This window comes from Sphingomonas sp. Mn802worker (genome assembly GCF_000382485.1).
In the GTDB taxonomy this organism is placed as follows: Bacteria; Pseudomonadota; Alphaproteobacteria; order Sphingomonadales; family Sphingomonadaceae; genus Sphingomonas.
The window spans coordinates 278652-301854 of record NZ_AORY01000001.1 but is presented as its reverse complement, the minus strand read 5'-3'; the positions used below and the strand labels follow the sequence as shown (position 1 = coordinate 301854).

Below are 23203 nucleotides of genomic sequence, written 5' to 3'. Positions count from 1 at the left end.
GAAGGACTCAGGCAGTTTGGATGAATCGAAGTTGTGGGCGACACTCAAGCTCAAGGCTGCATGTCCGCAAAGGAGCGCGCCTCGCTACTGAGGTGAGCGCTCGGGTTTACCGAGGTTTCCCCAACCGGTGTAGCCATCGATGGGACCGTGCCACTCTCCATAGAAACGTTGTCGCTTGCAGCCGCCGCTGTTGTCGGAGGTTCCGCGACCGGCTGGACGGTGCTGACGACGGATGGCGGCGTCACCGGCACGTCGACCGTGCGGACGACGGGTGGTGGAGCCGGGTCGTAATAGTTGCGCCATGCATCATAGGCCGCATAAAATTCGACAAACGGCCGATCCAGTCGCAGCAGCGATGCTCGGGCAAAGGCAACCAGATCGTCGTCGGCGACCTGACCGATCTGCGTGACCTCGTTGCGCGCCACCGCGCAAAAGGCTGTCCGCATCGCCGGTTGTGCGTAGAAATTGTAGATGCGCGTCTGATTGTCGTCATAGACGCGTTCCCAGTCCCCCCAACCTGTCTCCTGCCACTCCTTGATGTAGGCATGGTAGTATCGATCGAGCACGGCGGCGTGCGACGTGATCCAACTGTTATATGGCTCGATGACACCGCCACCGGCCTGTTCGCAGCCCAGCGCGGCGACGTTCAACGCATTGCGCAGGTGCCAGACGGCGGCCTGATCGGTGTTGTTGAGGTTGGGCGTGCCATAGGTGCCATCGGCGCGCTTCGCCGGACTCTTCATGCCGACGTAGCCACCCGCCGGCATCGACGGCGGCGGCGGAGGCAGCGTGGCGACGACGGGTGGCGGCTGCACCGGCACCGGCGGGGTCATGCAGCCGGACAGGGCGACGGCCAGGCCACCTGTCAGGCTCCAGCAGAGATACTTGCTTGCCTTCATCGCTTCGTCTTGGTCGTTAAACTCGCATATGTAGCGCTTGGCAGATGAACGTCACCAAGACAGATGGTGTTCCGCACCACCTCGACGGTGCCTTTCTCCTAGTCCGCTTGGCTGATTGCCCTCTGCGGACACGCCGGCTCGGGCAGGATGCTGTTGCTCGTAAGAACGCGGGGAGGCATTCGGGCGAACGGCTGCTCTCTCTTTCGACAGCGGGGCGCATTTGAAGTGGCGAACCCCGCAACAGCACGTCAACGAAAAGGGCGGCCCGTTGCCGGACCGCCCCCATGTACAACCGGGAAGGTTGAACCTTAGCGCTTCGAGAACTGGAAGCTGCGGCGTGCCTTCGCGCGGCCGTACTTCTTGCGCTCGACGACGCGCGGGTCGCGCGTCAGGAAGCCTGCGGCCTTGACCGGCGAGCGCAGGATCGGCTCGTACTTGGTCAGCGCCTGGCTGATGCCGTGCTTGACCGCGCCGGCCTGACCCGACAGGCCGCCGCCCTTGACGGTGCAGATCACGTCATACTGGCCTTCGCGCTCGGTAATGCCGAACACCTGGTTGATGACGAGGCGCAGCGTCGGACGCGCGAAATAGGTTTCCTGATCGCGACCGTTGATGGTGATCTTGCCCGAACCCGGCTTCAACCACACGCGGGCGACCGCGTCCTTGCGGCGACCGGTGGCGTAGGCGCGACCGTACTTGTCGAGCTCCTGCGCACGCAGCGGGGCGCGCTGCACCGGCTCTTCGATCTGGCCCGCCATGTAGGCGTCGGCCTGGTTGTCGGACGAGTCCTGCGCGGCGGTCGACTGCTGCTGCAGCGCGGCGCCGAGATCGGAAAGGGACTGGCGATTGTCGGACATTATGCGCCCACCTTGTTCTTGCGGCTCATGCCGGCGATGTCGAGAACCTCGGGGTTCTGGGCTTCGTGCGGATGCTCGGTGCCCTTGAAGATGCGCAGGTGGCGCATCTGCTCACGGCCGAGCGGACCACGCGGGATCATGCGCTCGACAGCCTTCTCGAGCACGCGCTCGGGGAAGCGGCCTTCGAGCACCTTGGCCGCGGTCACGCCCTTGATGCCGCCGGCATAACCGGTGTGCTTGTAATAGATCTTCTTCTCCGCCTTGTTCGACGTGAAGCGGATCTTGTCCGCGTTGATGACGATGACATTGTCACCGCAATCGACGTGGGGGGTAAAGCTGGTCTTGTGCTTGCCGCGCAGCACGTTGGCGATCACCACCGCGGCGCGACCGACCACCAGGCCCTCCGCATCGACGATGTGCCACTTCTTCTCCACCTCGTGCGGCTTGGCCGACTTGGTGGTCTTCATCAGCGCCTTCATGGGCTTCGTGACCTTTATGAACCGAAGGAAAGCGACGCGGCGAGGATGCCCCGCGCGTCGTTGCCGGCCAACTGCCGCCGATCCCCGTCCAAGTCAAGGTTTCGGCGGCTTTGCTGACGGGTATTATGATACCTGGCTATAAAAGCGTTGATCGGGTGATGCGTTGAGCGTGTGCGCAGCAACGATGGTCGCGATCAGCAGCAACGCGGCATTCGCCTGGTGCGCGACCGCGACCACGATCTCGACCCCGCTCAGCAGCGTGGCGATACCCAGTGTGATCTGCAGGGCGACCAGCGCCACGACGGCTGCAGCCGCGCGCAGGTGACCGCGTTGCCGCACCCGCCACGCCAGCCACAGCAACCCGGCTGCGGCGGCGAAGGCGAACCAGCGATGGATGAACTGCACCACGATCGGGTTGTCGACGAGGTTGGCCGCGCCGGGATTGAGCATCGGCACGCCCGCGGGAAACAACGCGTCGCCCATCAGCGGCCAGCTGGCGAAGGCATAGCCGGCATCGAGCCCGGCGGTGAATGCCCCATAGGTGATCTGCGTGAACAGCAGCAGCAGCACGGCGGCCGCACCAATCGTCAGGCGGGCAGGGTGCGCAAGCGGCGACGCAGCCAGAGCGGCGAGGTCGCGCGCGGTCCACACGATCCCGGCGAGGATCGTCAGCGCGGTGATAAGGTGGACGGCCAGCCGCACGTGGCTGACGTCGGTCCTGACCGACAGGCCGGAGGCGACCATCCACCAGCCGATCGCACCCTGCAGCCCGCCAAGCGCCAGCAGCGCGCAAAGCCGCCAGCCATAGCCGTGCGGAATACGGCGGCGCAGCGCGAACCAGATCAGTGGCAGCGCGAATGCCATGCCGATCACGCGACCGAGCACGCGGTGCAGATATTCCCAGAAGAAGATCGCCTTGAACCCGTCCAGCGTCATGCCGCGGTTGAGCTGCTGATATTCGGGAATGCGCTGGTAGTTGGCGAATTCTGCCTGCCATTGCGCCGTGGTGAGCGGTGGAATGATGCCGCTGATCGGCTTCCACTCGGTAATTGACAGCCCCGATTCGGTCAGGCGTGTGATGCCCCCGACCACCACCATCGCGACGATCAGCGCCGCCACCACGTAGAGCCAGCGCGCGATCGCGAGCGGGCGCGCCGTTGTCGAATATCCGGGTGTCGCCTGTAGCATGGCCCTTCATACAATGTGCGCCATGCCGCGTCGATCAGTTCGCATCATCGGACGGGAGCACGTTTTCCCGCGATGTGATATTGTATCTTTGCTCGAATGGACCTAGATCAGGCCGCAATGGCGCAACAGACCACCTCGACCGATGCGGCGGCAGCCGGTGCCAGTCGGCTTGATCGCTGGGCGATCGGTCTGTCGGCGGCGTGCCTGGTGCATTGCGTCGCGACCACCGTCATGGTGGCGGTGCTGTCGACCGCGGGCGGGTTGCTGGGCAATCCGATCATCCACGAGGTCGGACTGGTGCTGGCGATCCTGATCGGCGCGGTCGCGTTCGGGAAGGGCGTGATGGCGCATGGTCGGCCGCTGCCGCTATTGCTGGGTGGCGCCGGGCTGGCGATGATGGCCGCGGCGGTGATCGCGCCGCACGGCGTACACCATCTGGCCGAGACGGCGCTGACGATCGTGGGCGTCGTTGTGCTCGCCACCGGACACGCGCTCAATCGGCACCGTCACGCCTGAGCGGCCCGCGGATCGCGCGAGCCGCGGACAGCTTGCCGCGCACCCACGATCACCCTATCTCGCACCCCATGGCGGGGCACGATCATCACGAGCGCGGCGGCGAGGAATTGACCCGCGCGGCGCAGGCGCAGCTGGAGCAATCGGGCGAGCAGTGGACGCAGATGCGCGAGAGCGTTTTCACCGCGCTTGCCGGGTTCAGCCGCCCTGCGTCTGCCTATGACATCGCGGAGGCGGTGTCGCTGGCGCAGGACCGGCGCGTCGCCGCCAACAGCGTCTACCGCATCCTCGATCTTTTCGTCGGCAACAATCTGGCACGACGGGTCGAGAGCGAGAACGCCTATGTCGCCAACACGCACCCCAACTGTCGCCACGACTGCATCTTCCTCGTGTGCGATGGCTGCGGCACGACGACGCATCTCGACAATGATCGCATCACCGCCGCGGTCCGCACCGCCGCCACTGACGCGGGGTTCACGCCCGAGCGCCCAGTCATCGAGGTGCGCGGCCGTTGCGCCGCCTGCTCGGCCGCCGCCAGCAACTGAGGAACAGCGTCCGTCGGAAGCTGCTACCGCGCTGATCGGGCTGGTAGATCGTTGCAATCGACACGAGGGTGACGCTGGTATATTCGGCCGCGATGGCCAATGTTCCCGTGACGCCGCTGCTCGACACCGTCCACACCCCCGCCGACCTCCGCAAGCTCTCGCCGGAGCAACTGCCGCAACTGGCCGACGAATTGCGACAGGAGACGATCTCCGCGGTCGGTACGACCGGCGGGCATCTCGGTTCGGGCCTTGGCGTGGTCGAGCTGACCACCGCGATCCACTACGTGTTCGACACGCCGCGCGACCGGTTGATCTGGGACGTCGGGCACCAATGCTATCCGCACAAGATCCTGACCGGGCGACGCGACCGCATCCGCACGCTGCGTCAGGGCGGCGGGCTGTCGGGCTTCACCAAGCGTAGCGAAAGCGAGTACGACCCGTTCGGCGCGGCGCACTCGTCAACCTCGATCTCCGCCGCTCTGGGCTTCGCGGTCGCCAACAAGCTGGCAGGCACGCCGGGCAAGGGCATCGCGGTGATCGGCGACGGCGCGATGAGCGCCGGCATGGCCTATGAGGCGATGAACAACGCCGAGGCGGCGGGCAACCGGCTGGTCGTGATCCTGAACGACAACGACATGTCGATCGCACCGCCGGTCGGCGGGCTCTCGGCCTATCTGTCGCGCATGGTTTCGAGCCGCGAGTTCCTGAGCTTGCGGGAGTTGATGAAGAGGGTGGCGCGCAAGCTGCCGCGCCCGTTCCACTCCGCCGCGCGCAAGACCGACGAGTTCGCTCGCGGGATGACGATGGGCGGCACGCTGTTCGAGGAGCTGGGCTTCTACTACGTCGGCCCGATCGACGGCCACAACCTAGAGCATCTGATCCCCGTGCTGGAAAACGTGCGCGACGCCGAGGAAGGCCCGATCCTGGTTCATGTCGTGACCAAGAAGGGCAAGGGCTACGCTCCGGCCGAGGCCGCGGCGGACAAGTACCATGGCGTGCAGAAGTTCGATGTCATTACCGGTACTCAGGCAAAGGCACCGCCGGGACCGCCGCAATATCAGAACGTCTTCGGCGAGGCGCTGACCCGCGAGGCGGCGAGCGACCCCCGCATCTGCGCGATCACCGCGGCGATGCCGTCGGGGACCGGGCTGGACAAGTTCGCGCAAGCCTATCCCGACCGCTTCTTCGACGTCGGCATCGCCGAGCAGCATGCGGTGACCTTTGCCGCCGGGCTGGCCGCGCAAGGCATGCGGCCGTTCGCGGCGATCTACTCGACCTTCCTTCAGCGCGCCTATGATCAGGTCATCCACGACGTGGCGATCCAGAATCTGCCGGTGCGCTTCGCGATCGACCGCGCGGGACTGGTCGGCGCGGACGGGGCGACTCATGCCGGCAGCTTCGACGTGACCTATCTGGCGACGCTGCCCAATTTCGTCGTCATGGCGGCGGCGGACGAGGCCGAGTTGGTCCACATGGTCCATACCTGCGTCGAACATGATTCCGGACCGATCGCAGTGCGCTACCCGCGCGGCAACGGCACCGGCGTCGCCTTGCCCGAAACGCCCGAGCTGCTCGAGATCGGCAAGGGACGGATCGTGCGCGAGGGCAAGAAGGTCGCGATCCTGTCGCTCGGCACCCGCCTCGGCGAGGCGATGCGTGCGGCCGACACGCTGGAGGCGCGCGGACTGTCGACGACGGTCGCCGACCTGCGTTTCGCCAAGCCGCTCGACAATGCGTTGATCCGCCGCCTGCTGACCAGCCACGAGGTTGCGGTGACGATCGAGGAGAATGCGGTCGGCGGGCTCGGCGCACATGTGCTGACGATGGCGTCAGACGAGGGGTTGACCGATGCGGGACTGAAGATTCGCACGATGCGACTGCCCGACCTGTTTCAGGACCAGGACAAGCCCGAGGTGCAATATGCGCAGGCCGGGCTAGACGCCGACGCCATCGTCGAAACGGTGCTGAAGGCGCTACGCTATAATGAGGTCGGCGACGCGGGGCAGGCAGCGAGCGCCTGACCTACGTCGACCGGGTGCGCGCTGAATGACCGGGTGGCAGAAGGTCGCGGCGCTGACCACGCTGTACGTCGTCGGACTGCTGTGGGTGAACTGGACCATGGTGCGCCGCGTCCGTCACGCGCGGGCGGTGCGTGCCGCCTGGACCGCCGAGGACTTCGATGCGGTGTTCACCGACTGCGACCCACGCGTCGCGCCAGCGGTGCGCGCCGCGGTCGCGCCATTCTACGGTGAGGGCGTGGTGCCCCGGCCCGAGGATACGCTCAAACGCTTCCTCAAGCTCGACAGTGGCGAGATCGAGGATCTTGCAACGGAGGTCGTCCGCCGGCTCGATCCCGGCGCAATCGCGGGCGGCCGTGTCGTCCCGGCGTTGCCCGACGTTGCGGCGCTGGTCCGCTACGCCGACGCGCAGTGCTCCGCCTAGCCGAGCGGCAGGCGATCGTCGCGCGTCGTTGGTAGCGACAGGATCATCCGCGCGTCGCCGGGTGACCGGGCCTCTCCATGTGGCCCACCGGCGGCGGCGGCGACACGATCGAGCAGTTCGAGGCCTTCCGGCCAGCGCCCCAGCCCGCTCGCGGCATTGAGGTGACCGTGAAACCCTGCGTCGACAAAATGACTGCCCCAGTCGACCGCCAGGCTGTGCGCGCGCGCCGGGTCGATCCAGGGATCGTCACCCGATGCGACCACGATCGAGGGGAATGGCAGCGGCTGCTTCGGCGCGGGAGCAAAGGGCGCGAGCTCGGCGGCGACGTTGGCGCGGTCGACATCGGCCGGGGCGACGAGCAGCGCGCCCGCGACCGGCCAGCCGTAAGGCTGCGGGCTCATCGCCGCCCACCAGGCGACCGCGATGCAGCCGAGCGAGTGCGCGACGAGGATCACGGGCGCACGCGCCGACGAGATCGCCTGATCGAGCTTGGTAACCCAGGTGTTGCGGTGCGGTCGATCCCACATGCCGAGATCGACGCGCCGCGTGTCAGGGCGGCTCTTTTCCCACAAGCTTTGCCAGTGCGCGGGGCCGGAGCCGCCGAGGCCGGGTACGGTGAGGATCGTCGGCGTCACTGCCAGGTCGGACATCGCGCGAGCCATGCGTCACCTCCTTGTTCGCCGGCGCGTCAGGATGGGCCGGCAGGGCGAGGCCGCGGCGCAGTCTAGGGGTCGGCACCACCGCGGCCTCGTCCAAAAAGTATTACCTACTAACTCGATGGACAATCGTGCAGTGCAGCATTTCGCATGAGACGACACGCGGACGCGATGAGGCGTTTTGGTGAATTATGCTGAAAACGCTGTCAGCCGGCGGGCGCGACGCGGTAAGGCGGCACGATGGCAAAGCAACGCGCCGATCAGATGCTGGTGGACCGCGGCCTCGTCGAATCGCGTGCGCGTGCGCAGGCGCTGATCATGGCAGGGCTGGTGTTTGTCGGTGATCGAAAAATCGACAAGCCGGGGCAGGCACTCGCCGACGATGCCTTACTCGACGTACGCGGACGCGATCACCCCTGGGTGTCACGCGGCGGGGTGAAGCTGGCGCACGGGCTCGATCACTTCGGCTGGGATGTGGCGGGAGTGGTCGCGATCGACGTCGGATCGTCGACCGGTGGCTTCACCGACGTGCTCCTGACCCGTGGCGCGTCGCGCGTCTATGCGGTCGACAGCGGCAGCAATCAGCTGGCGTGGAAGCTGCGGCAGGACCCGCGCGTCATCGTCCACGAACAGACCAGCGCGCGTATCCTGACCCACGCGCACGTGCCTGAGGGCATCGACCTCGTCATCTGCGACGCCAGTTTCATCGGTTTGGCCAAGGTGCTCGACGTGCCGCTCGGTTTCGCGCGTCCGGGCGGGCGCGCGCTCGCGCTCATCAAGCCGCAGTTCGAGGCGGGGCGAGGCGAAGTCGGGAAGGGCGGCGTCGTGCGTGATGCGCAGGTCCACGCACGTGTCTGTCAAGAGGTTGCCGACTGGTTTACCGCGCGCGGATGGGCGGTGCAGGGCATCGTCGAGAGCCCGATCACCGGCCCGAACGGCAACGTCGAATTTTTGATCGCCGCCACGCTGCCCGCCCTGCCACCGGCTGATTGATCCGACCCGGAACGTGGGTGCGTAATAGGTGGTTTACGCGCGCGCGGCGATCGTGCACCGGCGACACGACCGAAAGGGGATGAAATTGGGTTCGATCGCGTCCAGGGGCCAGTTGCGGATGTCGTTCGTGCGCTGGGCCGCGTTTGTCGTGCCGCTCGTGCTGTTGCTCGGCTTTCTGTCGGGGCGCAGCGTACCGGCCGGAGCCGAGAACGCGTGGTATGTCGCGCTCGCCAAACCAGCCTTTACCCCACCGGGCTGGGTCTTTCCCGTCGCCTGGACCGTCCTCTATATTCTGATCGGCTTCGCGCTGGCGATCGCCCTGTCGGCGCGCGGCGCGCCGCTGCGTGTCGTCGGCGTCATCCTGTTCGCGGCGCAGTTCGCGCTCAACCTTGCCTGGACGCCGCTGTTCTTTGGCGCGCACAAGGTCGGCGCGGCGCTGCTGGTGATCGCGTTGATCTTCGCGTTGTCGCTGGCGACGACTTGGGTATTCGCGCGGTTTCGACCCAGCGCTGCGGCGTTGATGCTGCCGTACCTCGCATGGATCGCCTTCGCGGGCGTACTCAACTGGCAGATCGCGCGATTGAACCCCGATGCGGACACGGTTGTGCCGGCGGGTGGAACATCCCAGATGTTACGCTGACACTTATCAACGAGAGCGACACGCGCCATGCAGACGGAAAACAAGATCTTCGGCGACCTCGCCAAATTGTTCAACGGTGCCGCCGGCACGTTGGCGGGCGTCGGGCGCGAGGCTGAGGCGGGCGCGCGTGACCGGATGCGTGAATGGGTCGGCGGGCTTGATTTCGTCAGCCGCGACGAGTTCGAGGCGGTAAAGGCGATGGCGGCGGCGGCGCGCGACGAGAATGACGCTTTGCGCGCGCGGCTCGACGCGTTGGAGGCGGCGAACAAGCCGCAGAACGGCTGAGGCGCACGCTGCCCCGCTTTCACCAGCCCCTTTCCGTTTTTCGCGCCGATGTGCGATGACGTCGATGATGCTCGACGAAGCTGACCTGGAACCCGAACGCGAGGCGCCGCTCGAGATGCTCGAGTCGTATTTCCTCGCACACGGCTGGACGTGTGATCGCCACGATGAGGAAATCACCGCGACGATCAAGGGCAGCTGGACCGAGTATGAACTGCGCGCGCTGTTCCGCGAGGAAGACGGCGTGCTGCAGTTCCTCGCCTTCCCCGACGTCAAGGTGACCGAGGATCGTCGACCCGCGATCTGGGAGACGCTCGCGCTCGTGAACGAGCAGCTCTGGCTCGGTCATTTCGAGCTTTGGTCGTCGAGCGGCATCCTGCTGTACCGCAACGCGACCTTGGTCGATTCGGTCGACGATGAGCCCAGCCTGTCGCTGACCGCTGCCGAGCTGATGATCGAAACCGCGATCGACGAGTGCGAGCGCTTCTATCCGGTGTTCCAGTTCGTGCTGTGGGGCGGCAAGACACCCGCCGAGGCGATCGCCGCCGCGATGGTCGAAACGCACGGCGAGGCGTGAGCGCGATGCGATTGTGGATGATCGGCTGCGGCAACATGGCCGGTGCCATGCTCCGTCGCTGGATCGCGAGCGGCGTGGTGCGCGCGCAGGACGTTCACGTCGTCAACCGCGGCGATCGTGATCTGCCCGCGGGCGTCATCCAGGCGCGCGATCTGCCCGAGGACGGCGCGCCCGATCTCGTCATCCTGGGCGTTAAGCCGCAGCAACTTGACGAGGTGGCCGTTCGCCATGCGGTGCGTGTCGCCGCGGCATCCGTGATCATTTCGATGCTCGCCGGCGTCGACGCGGCGATGCTGCGCACGCGCTTTCCCGGACCCGAACCGGTCGTCGTGATGCCGAACCTGCCGGTCGAGATCGGGCAGGGCGTCGTCGCGGTCCACGCTCCTGACGTCAGTGACACCGCGCGGGCGCGGGTCGACGCCTTGATGGCGCCGCTCGGCCTCGTACGCTGGTTCGATGACGCCGACGCATTCGAGGCCGCCGGTGCGCTGTCAGGGACGGGGCCGGCATTTCTGTTCCGCTTCATCGATGCGCTCAGCGCCGCCGGAGAGATGATGGGCCTTGCGCGCGCCGATGCCGCCGCCGTCGCGATGACCACCGTGTCGGGAGCGGCGCAGATGGCGGCAGCGAACGAACGGACGCCCGCGGCGCTGGCCGATGCGGTCGCCAGTCCCGGCGGCATGACGCGGCAGGGGTTGAACGTGCTCGACGCCGACCGCGCGCTCGCCACCTTGCTGACCCGCACGCTGGAAGCCGCCATCCACCGCGGCCGCGCCATGGCGGCCGAGCGACGCGGCTAAATCAGCGCCGCAGCGCCTCGACGCGCGGCATTTCCTCCGCCGGGATCAGTCCTTCGAGCACGGCCCAGAACCCCGTCACCGCATTCATGCCGGCGCGCGAATAGGCCGCCGACAGCCGCTCGCGCAGCGCGTCGAACAATTGCGCCTCCAACGCCGCGCCCGCCTCGGTCAGGCGCAGCAGCCGCTGCCGCCGATCGCGCTCGCCCGGCCGCGTGTCGACAAAGTCGCGTTCGATCAACTCGTTCAGCACGCGGCCGAGCGATTGCTTGGTGATGTTGAGCAGTGCGAGCAACTCGCTGACCGGCATGTCGGGCCGGCGCGCGATGAAGTACAAGGCGCGGTGATGCGCGCGGCCCAGCCCCTGTTTCGCCAGGCCCTGGTCGATCGCGCGTGTAATATGGCTGTTCCCGAAGTAGAGCAGCTCCAAGCCTCGACGCAGCTCGGGCTCCCGAAGAAACTGCGGCGACGCGATCTGGGAAGGGGCGGGCTGGGGTGGGGCAGTCATGTTGACCGGCTTTGCCATCGCCCATAACCGTCCGCAACCCGCTTTGCGGCGGATCAGAACTGGAGGAACCCCTGTGTTCGCGCTTGAACGTCACCCTACCCCCGTCTCGATCGAGGACCGTGCCGCGCGACTGGTGGACCCGGTATTCGGGCGCGTCTTCACCGATCACATGGCGGTGCTGTTCTATAACGAGGAGCAGGGCTGGCACGACGGCCGCATCACCGCGCGTGCACCGCTGACGATGGACCCGGCGTCGGCCGTGCTCCATTACGCACAGGAAATCTTCGAGGGCATGAAGGCGTACCGGCAGGAGGACGACAGCGTGTCGCTGTTCCGCCCGCGCGCGAACGCCGAGCGGTTTCGTGCCTCCGCGCGCCGCATGGCGATGCCGGAGTTGCCCGACGAGCTGTTCCTCCAGTCGATCCACGAACTGGTGAAGACCGACCGCGACTGGATCCCGACCAGCGCGGAGGGCTCGCTCTACCTGCGCCCGTTCATGATCGCGTCGGAGGTGTTCCTGGGCGTCAAACCGGCGGCGCAGTACATCTACATGGTGCTCGCCTCTTCGGTCGGCGCATATTGGAAGGGCGGCGCGCGCGCCGTGTCGCTGTGGGTCAGCCACGACTACACGCGCGCGGGCGCAGGCGGCACTGGTGCCGCAAAGTGCGGCGGCAATTACGCGACCAGTCTCGTCGCGCAGCAGGAGGCGATCCGCCGCGGTTACGATCAGGTCGTCTTCCTCGATGCGGCCGAGCGTCGCTGGATCGAGGAACTGGGCGGCATGAACATCTTCTTCGTGTTCGATGACGGCTCGATCCAGACACCGCCGCTGACCGGCACGATCCTGCCCGGCATCACGCGCGACTCGATCCTTCGCCTCGCGCGCGACGAAGGGATGGTGGTGCGCGAGGAGATGTACTCGATCGAGCAATGGCGCGACGATGCAGCGAGCGGGCGGTTGGTCGAAAGCTTCGCCTGTGGCACCGCCGCGGTCGTCACGCCGATCGGCCGCGCGGCAGGGCCGGGTTATGAATTCACCATCGGCAGTGGCGCGACGGGTCAGACGACGCAGCGCATCCTCGACACGCTGAACGCGATCCAGCGCGGGCGCGCGCCCGATCCGCATGGCTGGCGCGAGCCGGTGCTCGCCTGATCCGGCAAGCGGGAACGCGCGCGCGGCTCGGTCATTCCGTCTCTGACACCACTCAGAGGACGCTTTCCATGATTCGCCCGCTCGCCTCGCTTGCCCTCGGCGCTGCCTTCGCCGCGGTTGCGGTGTCCGCCGCGCCGCGCGCGGTTGGACCGGCGGCCACCACGTTCCGTGTCGGTGCGGTGGAGGTCGTGTCGCTGCGCGATGCGGTCAACGTGGTGCCGAACGACGGCAAGACGTTCGGCCTCGGCCACACCCCGGCCGAAGTGGCGCAGGTGCTACGCACGCGTGACGCGCCGGCCGATTCGATCACACTCGGCGTTGATCAACTGCTGGTGAGGCTGCCGGGCCGGCTAGTGCTGATCGACACCGGGCTGGGTCCGAAGGTCGGCGGAACGCTGATGCAAAGCCTGTCGCAGGCCGGGGTCGCCCCCGATCAGATCACCGATGTGCTGATCACCCACGGCCACCCCGACCATGTCGGCGGGCTGGGCGATGCGAACGGCAAGCCTGCCTTTCCCAAGGCGGTCGTGCACCTCTCCGCACCTGAGTGGCAGTCGATCCAGCAGGGTCGCGGCATGGACGTGGTGCCAGCCATCAAGGCGCAGGTGACTACCTTCGAGCCGGGCGCGACGGTTTTGCCGGGGATCATCGCGGTCGCGCTTCCCGGTCACACGCCGGGACACAGCGGCTATCGGATCACCTCGGGCAAGCAGAGCCTGCTCGTCATCGGCGACCTGGCGCATAGCGCGGTCGTCTCGCTCGCGCAGCCGGCGTGGCCGATCCAATATGATGGCGACAAACCGCAGGGCGAGCGGACGCGCGTTGCCGAACTTGCGCAACTGGCGGCAACACACCAGCGCATCTTCGCCGGGCACTTTCCCTATCCGGGTGTCGGCTATGTCGTCCGTTCGGGCGCAGGTTACGCCTTCCAGCCCGAACGGCGATAACCCGCGCTCCCGATCCAACGGGAGCGCGGGTCAGGTCAGTTCATCAGTTCGACCGCCATCGCCACGGCTTCGCCGCCGCCGATGCACAGCGAGGCGAGTCCACGCTTCTCACCGCGGTTCTCCAAAGCGCCCAGCAGCGTCGCCAACACACGTGCGCCCGATGCGCCGATCGGGTGACCCAGCGCGCAGGCACCGCCGTTGACGTTCAGCTTCTCGTGATCGAGGCCCAAGTCACGCATCGCGATCATCGCGACGCAGGCGAACGCCTCGTTGACCTCGAACAGGTCGACCTCGTCCTTGCTCCAGCCGGCCCGCTCCAGCGCCTTGCGCATCGCCGCGACCGGCGCGGTGGTGAAGCGCGCGGGTGCGTGCGCGTGCGCGGCGTGGGCCACGACGCGTGCGACCGGCTTGATCCCCAGCCGCTCGGCAACCGACAGCCGCGTCATGACAAGTGCCGCCGCACCGTCGGAGATCGACGAGGCATTCGCGGCGGTGATCGTACCGTCCTTGGCAAATGCAGCCTTAAGCGTCGGAATCTTGGCGACATCACCCTTGGCAGGTTGTTCGTCGAGGCTGACCGTCGTGGTGCCCTTGCGACCGGTGATCTCTACGGCGACGATCTCGCGGTCGAATGCGCCCGATTTCTGCGCCGCCTGCGCGCGCTCGAGCGACCGGATCGCAAAATCGTCCTGCGACTCTCGGGTGAACTGATACTCCTGCGCAGTTTCCTCCGCGAACACGCCCATCGCCTTGCCGGGCTCATAGGCGTCTTCCAGCCCGTCGAGGAACATGTGGTCGAACAGGCGATCGTGCCCGATGCGTGCGCCGCCGCGGTGCGCCTTTGACAGATAGGGCGCGTTGGTCATGCTCTCCATGCCGCCGGCGACGAGCAGGTCGATCGAGCCGGCACCGAGCGCCTCGGCACCCATGATCGCGGCCTGCAGCCCCGATCCGCACATCTTGTTGAGCGTGGTCGCTTCGACATGCTCGCCCAGCCCGGCGAAGATCGCAGCTTGCCGCGCGGGCGCCTGGCCCAGGCCGGCGGACAGCACGTTGCCCATGTAGATGCGCTCGACCGCCTCCGCGCTCACGCCGGCGCGCTCGACGGCCGCCTTCACTGCGGTTGCGCCCAGTTGCGGCGCGCTCGCGCCCGCAAGGCTGCCCTGCATCGAGCCCATCGGCGTGCGGGCATAGGATAGGATGACGACGGGATCGGTGGCCATGGACATGCTCCTGCTGGACGGTCGGCCTATGTCGTGCCGACGCTGGTTGCTGCACTGCACCTAAGATATGGATCGCGCGATTGCCATAGGGCGGCGGCAAGCGGAGAAGCGGAGGACATGTTCGACATGCTGGGCGGATCGACGACCCTGCTCGGCATGCTGGGCGGCGTGGGCGGAGCGATCGCGGGCAGCTTCCTGTCGACGATCGTGGTGCGCTGGCCCGAAGGTCGCTCGGTGCTGCGCGGGCGCTCCGTTTGCGACGGTTGCGGTCGAACGCTGGCTGCGTGGGAGCTGGTCCCGATCGTCAGCGCGGTCGTCGCACGCGGACGATGCCGCGCCTGTGGCCAGACGATCGATCCGCGCCATCTTGGGCTCGAGCTTGGCTGTGCGGCGATCGGGGTGGTCTCGATGCTGGCGGCGCCGGGCTCGCAGGGCGTCGCAGGCGCGGTGTTCGGGTGGGTGCTGCTGACGCTCGCCGCGCTCGACGCGGCCGAACTCTGGTTGCCCGACCCGCTGGTCGCGGTGCTCGCGCTCGCCGGACTTGGCAGCGCGACCTTCTGTGCGCCGCCGCTCGCCGACCGCTTGATCGGCGGTGCAGGCGGGTTTGCGGCCTTGTGGCTTGTTGGGGAGGGCTATCGGCGCGTGCGCGGGCGAGAGGGGCTGGGCGGCGGCGACCCGAAGCTGTTCGGTGCCATCGGTCTGTGGCTTGGCTGGCGGATGCTGCCCGCGGTGCTGCTGCTCGCCGGGCTGGTGGGGCTAGGCGTTGCGCTGTTCCAGTCGACGCGGGGACGAGCGATCGCGGCCGATACGGCGCTGCCGTTCGGCACCTTCCTCGGGCTGGCGGCTTACCCGGCGTGGCTGGTCATGGTACTCCTCGCCTCATGATCTTCGCGTTCCTGCTCGCGCCCGCGCTCGCCGCCGCCGATCCGCGCCTGCCGTCCTCGATCGACGGTTATCCGATCGGCGGGATCGGGCGGCAGTCGTTGCCCGCCAAGGGCTGCGCCGCCTATCTGTTCAGCACCGGCGCGACGCGGACGCTCGTTGCGATGGCCGTCGCGGACCCAGGCACGCTGCGGATCGCGCTCGACGGCCAGGTGCGCGATTACGCGCGCGCATCGGGCAAGTCGGCGGCGGACCTCGGTTTCGCCGATCAGGCGCGCTACGTTGCGGGCGACACCGCGGCGACGCTTACCATGACGATCACGCGTCGCGCCGATCTGGCGCAGGGGGCGATCGTGTCCGATGCGACGCTGCTGGTGGAGCGTGCGGGCAAGGACGGTGTCATCATGCCGCTCGCGGGGATGATCGGCTGCGCGAGCTGAATCGATGGGAAGAGGGAGAGGTAATGCGTGACCTGTTGGAGGCTCAGCGTTCCGCGTTCACCGCGGCACTCCCGGAACCCTTGTCGGTTCGCCGCGATCGGTTGACGCGTGCCGCGGCGATGGTGTCGGACCATGCCGCTCGACTGTGCGACGCCTTGTCAGAGGATTTCGGCCATCGCAGCCGCGAACAGTCGATGATGACCGACGTCGCGAGTTCGATCGCGCCGATCCGCCACGCCATCAAGCATCTGGACGAATGGGCACGCCCGGAAAAGCGTCGCGTGCAATTTCCGCTTGGGCTGCTGGGCGCGCGGGCCGCGGTCGAGTATCAACCCAAGGGTGTGGTCGGCGTGATCGCGCCATGGAATTTTCCCGTGAACCTCGTCATGTCGCCGCTTGCCGGCATCTTTGCGGCGGGTAATCGCGCGATGGTGAAGCTGAGCGAGTTCACGCCCGCGACGGGCGCGCTGATGGCGGAGATCGCCGCGCAATATTTCGCGGGCGAGGAGCTCGCCTTCGTCGAGGGCGGACCAGAGATCGGTGCCGCCTTTGCCGCGCTGCCGTTCGATCACCTGCTATTCACCGGCGCGACTGGCATCGCGCGCCACATCCTCCACGCCGCCGCCGATCACCTGGTGCCAGTCACGCTCGAACTCGGCGGCAAGTCGCCGGTGATCGTGGGAGAAAGCGCCGACATCACGCGCACAACCGAGCGGGTCGCGCTCGGCAAGATGCTGAACGCAGGGCAGATCTGCCTCGCGCCCGACTATATGCTGGTGCGAGCGGAGCAGGAGCAGGCGGTCGTCGACGGACTGCGGCGTGCGGCGTCAGCGATGTATCCGACGCTGCTGGCGAACCCCGACTACACCGCGATCATCAACGATCGCCATCATCAGCGACTGACCGACTGGATCGAGGACGCGCGCGCGAAAGGCGCACGAGTCGAAGTGGTCAATCCGGCGAACGAGGATTTCGCCGCATCGAACAGCCGCAAGATGCCGTTGACGATCGTGCGCGACGTGACCGACGACATGACGCTGATGCAGGAGGAAATCTTCGGCCCCGTCCTGCCGATCCGGCGCTACGAGACACTGGACGGCGCGATCGACGAGGTGAACCGCCGCGACCGCCCGCTGGCGCTTTATTATTTCGGCGAGGACGAGTGCGAGCAGCGTCGCGTGCTCGATCGGACGATTTCGGGCGGGGTGACGATCAACGACGTGATCTTTCACGTCTCGATGGAGGATCTGCCTTTCGGCGGCGTGGGACCATCGGGGATGGGCAGCTATCACGGACGTGACGGCTTCCGCACGTTCAGTCACACCAAGGCAGTGTACCGGCAACCGAGGATCGATGTCGCGAAGCTCGCCGGACTGACGCCGCCCTATGGCGCGGCGACGAGGCGCGGGATTGCGCAGCAGATGAAACGGTAGCGGCTCGTTCCAACGCGGCGGCAAGGCCCGGCGGATCGCCCCCGCCAGGCCGCGCGGGCGGTCAATGCGCCGCGATGATCTCTTCCTTCAACCGCAGCTTCTGCTTCTTCAGCTCCGCGATCACCGTGTCGTCCGGCATGGGTCGCTGCGACTCGGCGTGAATGCGTTGGTCGAGTGTGGCGTGCTTCGCCTCAAGTGCCTGCACATACGCAGTCTGCATCGCTCTTTCCTCCTTCGTGGTTGAATGAGACCAGGGAGTGAACCACCAAATCGTGTGAAAGTCTCGTGACAAATCACGTTCAAACGATCGGCCGCGGTGTAGCTGCGACGAGGTGCGATTTGCTGCACAAGCGCACGCGCGCAGGCTATAAGAAGCGTGCGAGTGCGCAACGATGCGGGCAGGGGGGCGTAAGCGGGTGGACGAACAGCATATTCTCGCGCGGCTAAACCTGCTCAGGATCGAGCATCGTGACCTCGACAGCGCGATCGCTGCGCTCGCGGGCGGCGTGCCCGATCAGCTGCAACTCGCCCGGTTGAAGAAACGCAAGCTCAGGCTTCGCGACGAGATCAGCGAGCTTGAAGACTATCTGATGCCCGACAGCATCGCCTGATCCCGAAATGATACTGCGCCACCGCAGCGCCCGACGATCGCGCGATGGTGCCCGCCCGCGCGCTATGGCACGAGCCTGAATCATGCTGCACCGATTTCCCGACGACCGCATCCATCGCCGGCTGATCGATTCGATCTATGTCGAGGCGATGTTGCTCGCCGACGAAGCGCGCAGTTACTTCGACGAGATCGGGCGGCTGGAGCGCGAGATGCTGTCGCCGATGACACGTGTGTCGTTCAGCTGCGAATCGCTCAAGGTCACGACGCGGCTGATGCATGTCATCGCCTGGCTGCTGACACAGCGCGCGGTGCTGGCGGGCGAGTTGTCGGCGGCACAGGCGACCGAGCCGTCACGCCGGTTGGGGGAAGCCCCCGCAACCGAGCCGATTGTCGCGGTCGATCTGCCGATCGAGGCGCAGCGCATGATCGCAGGCAGCATCGACCTGCACCGCCGCGTCGCCCGGCTGGATGCCGCACAGGAGCATAGCTTGCCGAGTACAAGCCCGGCACGCGTGATGTTGGACCGACTCGCGACCGCGTTCTGAGCGGGTCGGTCTCAAGCCGTCAGGCGGAGGCGGCGAGCCCCAGACGCGCGCGTGCGGCGACATATTCGCGCTCGAGCTGATCGACCCGCGCGGCGACGCTCTCGACCTTGTCGATCGCGCCGATGCCCTGGCCCGATCCCCAGATGTCGCGCCACGCCTTCGCCTTGCCGGCATTGTCACCGCCACCGAAGTTCATCGTCTTATAGTCGCCCGCGGGCAGATTGTCGGGATCGAGCCCCGCGGCCTGGATCGAGCCGCGCAGGTAATTGCCGTGCACGCCGGTGAACAGGTCGGAATAGACGATATCGGCGGCGCGACCCTCGACGATCCCCTGCTTGTAGGCGTCGTCGGCGTTCGCTTCTTCGGTCGCGATGAAGATCGAACCGGCATAGGCGAAGTCGGCTCCCATCGCCTCGGCCGCCAGCACCGCATCGCCGGTGCCGATCGAACCCGACAGGGCAAGCGGCCCGTCAAACCATTGCCTGATCTCGCTCACCAACGCGAAGGGCGAGGTCCGCCCGGCATGGCCGCCGGCACCTGCGGCGACTGCGATCAGGCCATCGGCGCCTTTCTCCACCGCCTTGCGCGCGAAACGGTCGTCGATCACGTCGTGCAGCGTCATCCCGCCCCAGCCGTGCACCGCGTCGTTGACCTCGACGCGCGCGCCGAGCGAGGTAATCGTGATCGGCACCTGCCATTTGGCGCAGACGGCCAAGTCCTGCTCCAGCCGGTCGTTTGACTTGTGGACGATCTGATTGACCGCGAAGGGCGCGGCAGGCCGGTCGGGGTTGGCGCGATTGTGTGCGGCAAGCTCCTCGGTCACGTGGTGCAGCCATTCGTCGAGCATGGTCGCGGGCCGCGCATTGAGCGCCGGGAACGAGCCCACGATCCCGGCCTTGCACTGCGCGATCACCAGTTCGGGTCCCGAGATGATGAACAACGGCGAACCGATGATCGGCAGGCGCAGGCGGGAGAGGATCGCAGGCTTCGACATAAGTCCGGTTATGCAGACGCGCCCGCTACTGTCCAGCGCGCTATTTCACCTCCTCCAACTCGGCCGCGGCGGCGCGGCCATTCTCGACATAATGGGCGGCCGACACCTTCAGCATCGCGATCGCGCGTTCGTCCAATTGGCGGACGGCCTTGGCCGGGCTGCCGACGATCAGGCTGCCGGGTGGAAAGGTCTTGCCCTCCGTCACCAGCGCGCCGGCACCGACCAGGCAATCGTCCGCGATGACCGCGCCGTTCAAGACGGTGGCGCCCATGCCGATCAGCACGCGGTCGCCGATCGTGCAGCCGTGCAGGATCGCGTGATGACCGATCGTCACGTCCTCGCCGATCGTCAGCGGAGAGCCGGGATCGGAGTGGAGCATGGCGCCTTCCTGCACGTTGCTGCGCGCGCCGATCGGGATCGGCGTGTTGTCCGCGCGGATCACGGCACGGAACCACACGCTGACCTCCTCACCCAGGGTGACATCGCCGATAACGTCGGCGCTGGGCGCGACCCATGCGGTAGGATGGCGGGTAGGGCGATGTCCCTTGAAGGCGTAGAGCGGCATCCATCTCTCCTGCTGTGCCGTTTCCGTACATCCCATTTCGGCACGCGTGTTAACCAACGGTGCGGATCGACCGAAACGTAAACGTCGCGTTTACCAGCGCCATGAAGCGCAGACTTGTTCTTACCAACGAAGCCGCCGGTCATCCCTTTCGCCGGACCTTGCCGCCACCCGCACCCATCGCAAAGGTGCGGCGCGACGATCAGGACATAAAGCTTTTCGTGCTCAGCTTTTTCGCTTTCTTCACCTGCTTTTATACGTTGATCTTTTGACTCCCGGCTAACCGGCGCAATCGGCCGCCGGGCAGCCGTCGTCGCACGCGCGGTGCAGCTTCTGCGCCAGCCATGCGCTCAGCAGGCACATCGCCGCGACGACGAACAGCAGGTCCTCGGCCGTGACGCCCGCCATGCTGATCGCGGTGACGACGCCAGCACCCACCACCATCGCGCCCGAATTGACGACATTGTTCGCCGCCACCGTGCGCGCGGTCTGATCCTCGGCGACGGTCGTGGTCAGGAAGGCGTAGAGCGGCACGACGAACATGCCGCCGGTCACCGCGATCGCGAGCAGCACCAGCAGCACCAGCGCCGCGCGCGGCTGCGCGATGAACGCGGTCCAGTCGTAAAGCTGCCCCGCCGGGGCAGGCACCCACGTCCGCACCAATAGCGAGAACAGCACCACGAACGCGCCCATCGCGATCACCGAGGCCGGTGCATATCTGGCCGAAATCCGCCCCTTCAACATCGTGTTGATGACGACAGATCCGATGGCGATGCCGACCGACAGCGTGCCGGTGAAGATGCTCGCGACCTGCTGACTGGTCGTCAGCACGTTCTTCACGAGCGGCGGGAAAATAATGATCAGCACCGCGCCGATCGTCCAGAAGAAGCTGATCGAGAGGATCGCCAGGAACAGCCTTGGGATGTGCAGCGTCGCCGACACCAGCTGCCACGACGAGCGGAAAGGATTGAGGTCGAGCTTGATCGGCGGCCCCAGCCGCGGCGCCGGCGGCACCTGCCGGCCCGAGAACCAGCCGATGCCGGCGAAGATCAGGACCGCGATCGCGGCGCTGTGCGGCGTGATCCAGCCGGCAACGACGGTGCCGGTCAGGATCGCGAGATAGGTTCCCGCCTCGACCAGACCCGTTCCGCCCAGTACGTCGCCGCGCGCGAGATGCTGCGGCAGGATGGCGTATTTGATCGGGCCGAAGAAGGTCGAGTGCATGCCGAGCAGGAACACCGCGCCCAGCATCAGCGCGATGCCCGTCGTCTGCCACGCGGTATGCGCCACCAGTAATCCGGCCGCACCGACCAGCATGATGCCGATCTCCGCCGTCTTTACGATGCGGATGATCCGCGCCTTGTCGTGGCTGTCAGCCAACTGCCCGGCCAGCGCGGAGAACAGCAGGAACGGCAGCGTCGACAGCGCCGTTGCTAAGGCGTTGAAGCTTTGCTCGACCTTGGGATCGTTGAAGATCGCATAGGTCGCGAACAGGACCATGGCCTGCTTGAACAGATTGTCGTTGAAGGCGCCCAGGAACTGGGTGGTGAACAGCGGCAGGAAATTGCGGCGTTTTAGGAGCCCGAGGGCATTGATCATGACGCGTGAGAAGGCCCGTCCAATGGCTGGATCGGGCAGGACATAGCCGCTTCGCGCCCGCGGACCAATGCCGTTTGTGCGCCGCGGCCGACGCTCCCGCCGGCGTAATCGGCGCGTCGAGCTGTTCGCCCGCGCCTCTTGCACCATAGTCGTGCCGGGTCCAAGCGTGTCGGGCCATGCTGTCGCTCCCCAACATCCTCACCCTGTCGCGCATCGTGGCGGTGCCGCTGCTTGTCTGGTTCCTGTGGTGGCCGACCTGGGCGGCGGGGTTCGGGATCGCCTTCGCGCTTTACTGCCTGATGGGCGTCACCGATTATTTCGACGGTTACCTGGCGCGTGCGCAGGGTACGGTGTCGAAGCTGGGCGTGTTCCTCGATCCGATCGCAGACAAGATCATGGTGGCGGCGGTCATCCTGATGCTGGTCGGCACGCGGCACGACGATGTCGCGGTCATCACCGGCGTCCACATCATCGCCGCGCTGGTCATCCTGCTTCGCGAGATCGCGGTGTCGGGCCTGCGTGAGTTCCTCGCCGGGCTGCAGGTGTCGTTGCCGGTTTCGCGACTGGCGAAGTGGAAGACGACGTTGCAGCTCGTCGCGTTTGGCGCGTTGATCCTGGCGGGTGCGCTGCCGGCGCAGATGTGGATCAAGGGCGTCGGGCTGGCATGCTTGTGGGGCGCGGCCGCATTGACGCTTATCACCGGCTGGGATTACCTGCGCGTCGGCGTCAGGCATATGGATTAAGCATATGCAGTTGTTGTATTTCGCCTGGGTGCGTGAGCGGATCGGTGTGGGCTCTGAACAGGTCGATCCGCCTCAAACGGTGGCGACGGTCGCCGACCTGATCGCGTGGCTCTCTCTTCGCAGCGAAGGCCATGCCGCCGCCTTCGCCGAGCCCGACCGGCTGCGTGCGGCCGTCGATCAGGCGTTCGTCCCGCTCGATGCGCCGGTCGCGGGCGCGCGCGAAATCGCGATCTTTCCGCCGGTGACGGGCGGGTGAGCAGCGCGAGCATCCGCGTCCTCGTCACGACGGAGACGATCGATCCCGCAGCGGAGTTGGTCGCACTCGAGCAGGGCGGGGCGGTCGCGACCTTCACTGGATTGGTCCGTCGGGACGACGGCGTCTCGACGCTGGAACTGGAACATTACCCCGGCGCGACCGAGGCGGCGTTGCTGCATTTGGCCGAGCAGGCCGTGCAACGCTGGTCGCTGTCCGCCGCGACGATCATCCACCGTGTGGGACCGATGAAGCCGGGCGAGCGGATCGTCTTTACCGGGGCCGCCTCCGCCCACCGTGCCGCCGCGCTGGAGGCATGTGCGTTCCTGATCGACCGCTTGAAGACCGATGCGCCGTTCTGGAAGCGCGAAGTCGTCGCCGGGCAGGGGCGCTGGGTCGAGGCGCGTGACAGCGACGATGACGCTGCCAACCGCTGGCGCTAG

The 23203-nt window shown here is 66.7% G+C and carries 30 protein-coding genes; 19 read left to right on the top strand and 11 right to left on the bottom strand.

All coding sequences use genetic code 11. The features are described 5' to 3' along the window. Window positions 1-50 precede the first annotated feature (50 nt). The 4 genes from SMN802W_RS16155 to SMN802W_RS0101540 form a co-directional block, all read right to left on the bottom strand. Window positions 51-899: a hypothetical protein gene (locus SMN802W_RS16155; protein WP_019515124.1), complete on the bottom strand. Its 849-nt coding sequence runs from the start codon at window positions 897-899 to the stop codon at window positions 51-53. 308 nt (window positions 900-1207) lie between these two features. Continuing rightward, complete coding sequence (gene rpsI / locus SMN802W_RS0101550; protein ID WP_019515123.1) at window positions 1208-1756, bottom strand: 30S ribosomal protein S9; 549 nt, start codon at window positions 1754-1756, stop codon at window positions 1208-1210. After that, window positions 1756-2235, bottom strand: coding sequence for a 50S ribosomal protein L13 (rplM, locus tag SMN802W_RS0101545; protein WP_019515122.1), 480 nt, complete (start codon window positions 2233-2235; stop codon window positions 1756-1758). The genes rpsI and rplM overlap by 1 nt, the downstream gene beginning before the upstream one ends. A 123-nt stretch (window positions 2236-2358) precedes the next feature. Continuing rightward, window positions 2359-3423, bottom strand: coding sequence for a COX15/CtaA family protein (locus SMN802W_RS0101540; protein WP_019515121.1), 1065 nt, complete (start codon window positions 3421-3423; stop codon window positions 2359-2361). 117 nt (window positions 3424-3540) lie between these two features. Between SMN802W_RS0101540 and SMN802W_RS0101535 the strand changes: the two genes are divergently transcribed. From SMN802W_RS0101535 to SMN802W_RS0101520, 4 genes are all read left to right on the top strand, one after another. Beyond that, the gene (locus SMN802W_RS0101535; RefSeq protein ID WP_026325630.1) at window positions 3541-3939 is read left to right on the top strand and encodes a MerC domain-containing protein; all 399 of its coding nucleotides are present in this window, start codon (window positions 3541-3543) and stop codon (window positions 3937-3939) included. Between the two features lie 68 nt (window positions 3940-4007). Next, the gene (locus SMN802W_RS0101530) at window positions 4008-4481 is read left to right on the top strand and encodes a Fur family transcriptional regulator (RefSeq protein ID WP_019515119.1); all 474 of its coding nucleotides are present in this window, start codon (window positions 4008-4010) and stop codon (window positions 4479-4481) included. Window positions 4482-4573: 92 nt separating this feature from the next. Next, window positions 4574-6502, top strand: a complete 1929-nt coding sequence (gene dxs, locus SMN802W_RS0101525) for a 1-deoxy-D-xylulose-5-phosphate synthase (RefSeq protein WP_026325629.1) — start codon at window positions 4574-4576, stop codon at window positions 6500-6502. Between the two features lie 25 nt (window positions 6503-6527). Further along, window positions 6528-6923, top strand: coding sequence for a hypothetical protein (locus SMN802W_RS0101520; RefSeq protein ID WP_019515117.1), 396 nt, complete (start codon window positions 6528-6530; stop codon window positions 6921-6923). On the opposite strand, the gene SMN802W_RS0101515 is transcribed toward SMN802W_RS0101520, so the two are convergent. Beyond that, the gene (locus tag SMN802W_RS0101515) at window positions 6920-7585 is read right to left on the bottom strand and encodes an RBBP9/YdeN family alpha/beta hydrolase (protein WP_019515116.1); all 666 of its coding nucleotides are present in this window, start codon (window positions 7583-7585) and stop codon (window positions 6920-6922) included. The genes SMN802W_RS0101520 and SMN802W_RS0101515 overlap by 4 nt on opposite strands. Before the next feature lie 234 nt (window positions 7586-7819). On the opposite strand from SMN802W_RS0101515, the gene SMN802W_RS0101510 reads away from it, so the two are divergent. The 5 genes from SMN802W_RS0101510 to SMN802W_RS0101490 all read left to right on the top strand — a co-directional run bounded on the left by SMN802W_RS0101510 (window position 7820) and on the right by SMN802W_RS0101490 (window position 10871). Next, a complete protein-coding gene (locus SMN802W_RS0101510; protein WP_019515115.1) occupies window positions 7820-8572 on the top strand; it encodes a TlyA family RNA methyltransferase in 753 nt (250 codons plus the stop codon). Between the two features lie 79 nt (window positions 8573-8651). Next, window positions 8652-9212, top strand: coding sequence for a TspO/MBR family protein (locus SMN802W_RS0101505; protein WP_238560080.1), 561 nt, complete (start codon window positions 8652-8654; stop codon window positions 9210-9212). Window positions 9213-9239: 27 nt separating this feature from the next. Continuing rightward, window positions 9240-9497, top strand: a complete 258-nt coding sequence (locus tag SMN802W_RS0101500; protein WP_019515113.1) for an accessory factor UbiK family protein — start codon at window positions 9240-9242, stop codon at window positions 9495-9497. A 64-nt stretch (window positions 9498-9561) separates the two neighbouring features. Continuing rightward, window positions 9562-10071 (top strand): YbjN domain-containing protein, encoded by a 510-nt coding sequence (locus SMN802W_RS0101495; RefSeq protein WP_026325627.1) that lies wholly within the window; start codon window positions 9562-9564, stop codon window positions 10069-10071. 5 nt (window positions 10072-10076) lie between these two features. After that, window positions 10077-10871, top strand: coding sequence for a pyrroline-5-carboxylate reductase family protein (locus tag SMN802W_RS0101490; RefSeq protein WP_037522859.1), 795 nt, complete (start codon window positions 10077-10079; stop codon window positions 10869-10871). 1 nt (window position 10872) lies between these two features. On the opposite strand, the gene SMN802W_RS0101485 is transcribed toward SMN802W_RS0101490, so the two are convergent. After that, window positions 10873-11376: a MarR family winged helix-turn-helix transcriptional regulator gene (locus SMN802W_RS0101485; RefSeq protein WP_083925515.1), complete on the bottom strand. Its 504-nt coding sequence runs from the start codon at window positions 11374-11376 to the stop codon at window positions 10873-10875. Between the two features lie 73 nt (window positions 11377-11449). Between SMN802W_RS0101485 and SMN802W_RS0101480 the strand changes: the two genes are divergently transcribed. Both SMN802W_RS0101480 and SMN802W_RS0101475 read left to right on the top strand, forming a co-directional pair. Further along, window positions 11450-12529 (top strand): branched-chain amino acid aminotransferase, encoded by a 1080-nt coding sequence (locus tag SMN802W_RS0101480; RefSeq protein WP_019515109.1) that lies wholly within the window; start codon window positions 11450-11452, stop codon window positions 12527-12529. 68 nt (window positions 12530-12597) lie between these two features. After that, a complete protein-coding gene (locus SMN802W_RS0101475; protein ID WP_019515108.1) occupies window positions 12598-13476 on the top strand; it encodes an MBL fold metallo-hydrolase in 879 nt (292 codons plus the stop codon). Window positions 13477-13511: 35 nt separating this feature from the next. On the opposite strand, the gene SMN802W_RS0101470 is transcribed toward SMN802W_RS0101475, so the two are convergent. Beyond that, a complete protein-coding gene (locus tag SMN802W_RS0101470; protein ID WP_019515107.1) occupies window positions 13512-14699 on the bottom strand; it encodes an acetyl-CoA C-acyltransferase in 1188 nt (395 codons plus the stop codon). Between the two features lie 117 nt (window positions 14700-14816). On the opposite strand from SMN802W_RS0101470, the gene SMN802W_RS0101465 reads away from it, so the two are divergent. From SMN802W_RS0101465 to SMN802W_RS0101455, 3 genes are read left to right on the top strand one after another with little or no spacing between them, the layout of a single operon-like run. Further along, window positions 14817-15584, top strand: a complete 768-nt coding sequence (locus SMN802W_RS0101465; RefSeq protein WP_019515106.1) for a prepilin peptidase — start codon at window positions 14817-14819, stop codon at window positions 15582-15584. Continuing rightward, entirely contained in the window at window positions 15581-16021 is a 441-nt protein-coding gene (locus tag SMN802W_RS0101460; protein ID WP_019515105.1) for a hypothetical protein, read from the top strand. Before SMN802W_RS0101465 ends, SMN802W_RS0101460 begins: the two co-directional genes overlap by 4 nt. 23 nt (window positions 16022-16044) lie before the next feature. Continuing rightward, window positions 16045-17454: a coniferyl aldehyde dehydrogenase gene (locus SMN802W_RS0101455; RefSeq protein WP_019515104.1), complete on the top strand. Its 1410-nt coding sequence runs from the start codon at window positions 16045-16047 to the stop codon at window positions 17452-17454. 61 nt (window positions 17455-17515) lie between these two features. Here SMN802W_RS0101455 and SMN802W_RS17740 read toward each other — a convergent pair whose 3' ends face one another. Continuing rightward, the gene (locus tag SMN802W_RS17740; protein ID WP_019515103.1) at window positions 17516-17674 is read right to left on the bottom strand and encodes a YdcH family protein; all 159 of its coding nucleotides are present in this window, start codon (window positions 17672-17674) and stop codon (window positions 17516-17518) included. A 196-nt stretch (window positions 17675-17870) separates the two neighbouring features. Between SMN802W_RS17740 and SMN802W_RS0101445 the strand changes: the two genes are divergently transcribed. Beyond that, a complete protein-coding gene (locus tag SMN802W_RS0101445) occupies window positions 17871-18065 on the top strand; it encodes a YdcH family protein (protein WP_019515102.1) in 195 nt (64 codons plus the stop codon). Between the two features lie 82 nt (window positions 18066-18147). Continuing rightward, window positions 18148-18609 carry a DUF1465 family protein gene (locus SMN802W_RS0101440; protein WP_019515101.1) on the top strand — a complete coding sequence of 154 codons (462 nt, stop codon included), beginning with the start codon at window positions 18148-18150 and terminating at the stop codon, window positions 18607-18609. Window positions 18610-18628: 19 nt separating this feature from the next. Here the strand turns inward: SMN802W_RS0101440 and SMN802W_RS0101435 are convergent, their stop codons facing one another. From SMN802W_RS0101435 to SMN802W_RS0101420, 3 genes are all read right to left on the bottom strand, one after another. Next, window positions 18629-19603 carry an NAD(P)H-dependent flavin oxidoreductase gene (locus tag SMN802W_RS0101435; RefSeq protein ID WP_019515100.1) on the bottom strand — a complete coding sequence of 325 codons (975 nt, stop codon included), beginning with the start codon at window positions 19601-19603 and terminating at the stop codon, window positions 18629-18631. Between the two features lie 40 nt (window positions 19604-19643). Continuing rightward, window positions 19644-20168: a gamma carbonic anhydrase family protein gene (locus tag SMN802W_RS0101430; RefSeq protein WP_019515099.1), complete on the bottom strand. Its 525-nt coding sequence runs from the start codon at window positions 20166-20168 to the stop codon at window positions 19644-19646. Window positions 20169-20444: 276 nt separating this feature from the next. Beyond that, a complete protein-coding gene (locus tag SMN802W_RS0101420; protein ID WP_019515097.1) occupies window positions 20445-21764 on the bottom strand; it encodes an MFS transporter in 1320 nt (439 codons plus the stop codon). Between the two features lie 176 nt (window positions 21765-21940). Here SMN802W_RS0101420 and pgsA point away from each other — a divergent pair, with 176 nt between their 5' ends. Genes pgsA through SMN802W_RS0101405 form a run of 3 tightly spaced genes read left to right on the top strand, consistent with a single transcriptional unit; the run spans window position 21941 to window position 23203 of the window. After that, a complete protein-coding gene (gene pgsA, locus SMN802W_RS0101415; RefSeq protein ID WP_019515096.1) occupies window positions 21941-22507 on the top strand; it encodes a CDP-diacylglycerol--glycerol-3-phosphate 3-phosphatidyltransferase in 567 nt (188 codons plus the stop codon). 4 nt (window positions 22508-22511) lie between these two features. Then, window positions 22512-22763 carry a molybdopterin converting factor subunit 1 gene (gene moaD / locus SMN802W_RS0101410; RefSeq protein ID WP_019515095.1) on the top strand — a complete coding sequence of 84 codons (252 nt, stop codon included), beginning with the start codon at window positions 22512-22514 and terminating at the stop codon, window positions 22761-22763. After that, the gene (locus SMN802W_RS0101405) at window positions 22760-23203 is read left to right on the top strand and encodes a molybdenum cofactor biosynthesis protein MoaE (protein WP_019515094.1); all 444 of its coding nucleotides are present in this window, start codon (window positions 22760-22762) and stop codon (window positions 23201-23203) included. Before moaD ends, SMN802W_RS0101405 begins: the two co-directional genes overlap by 4 nt.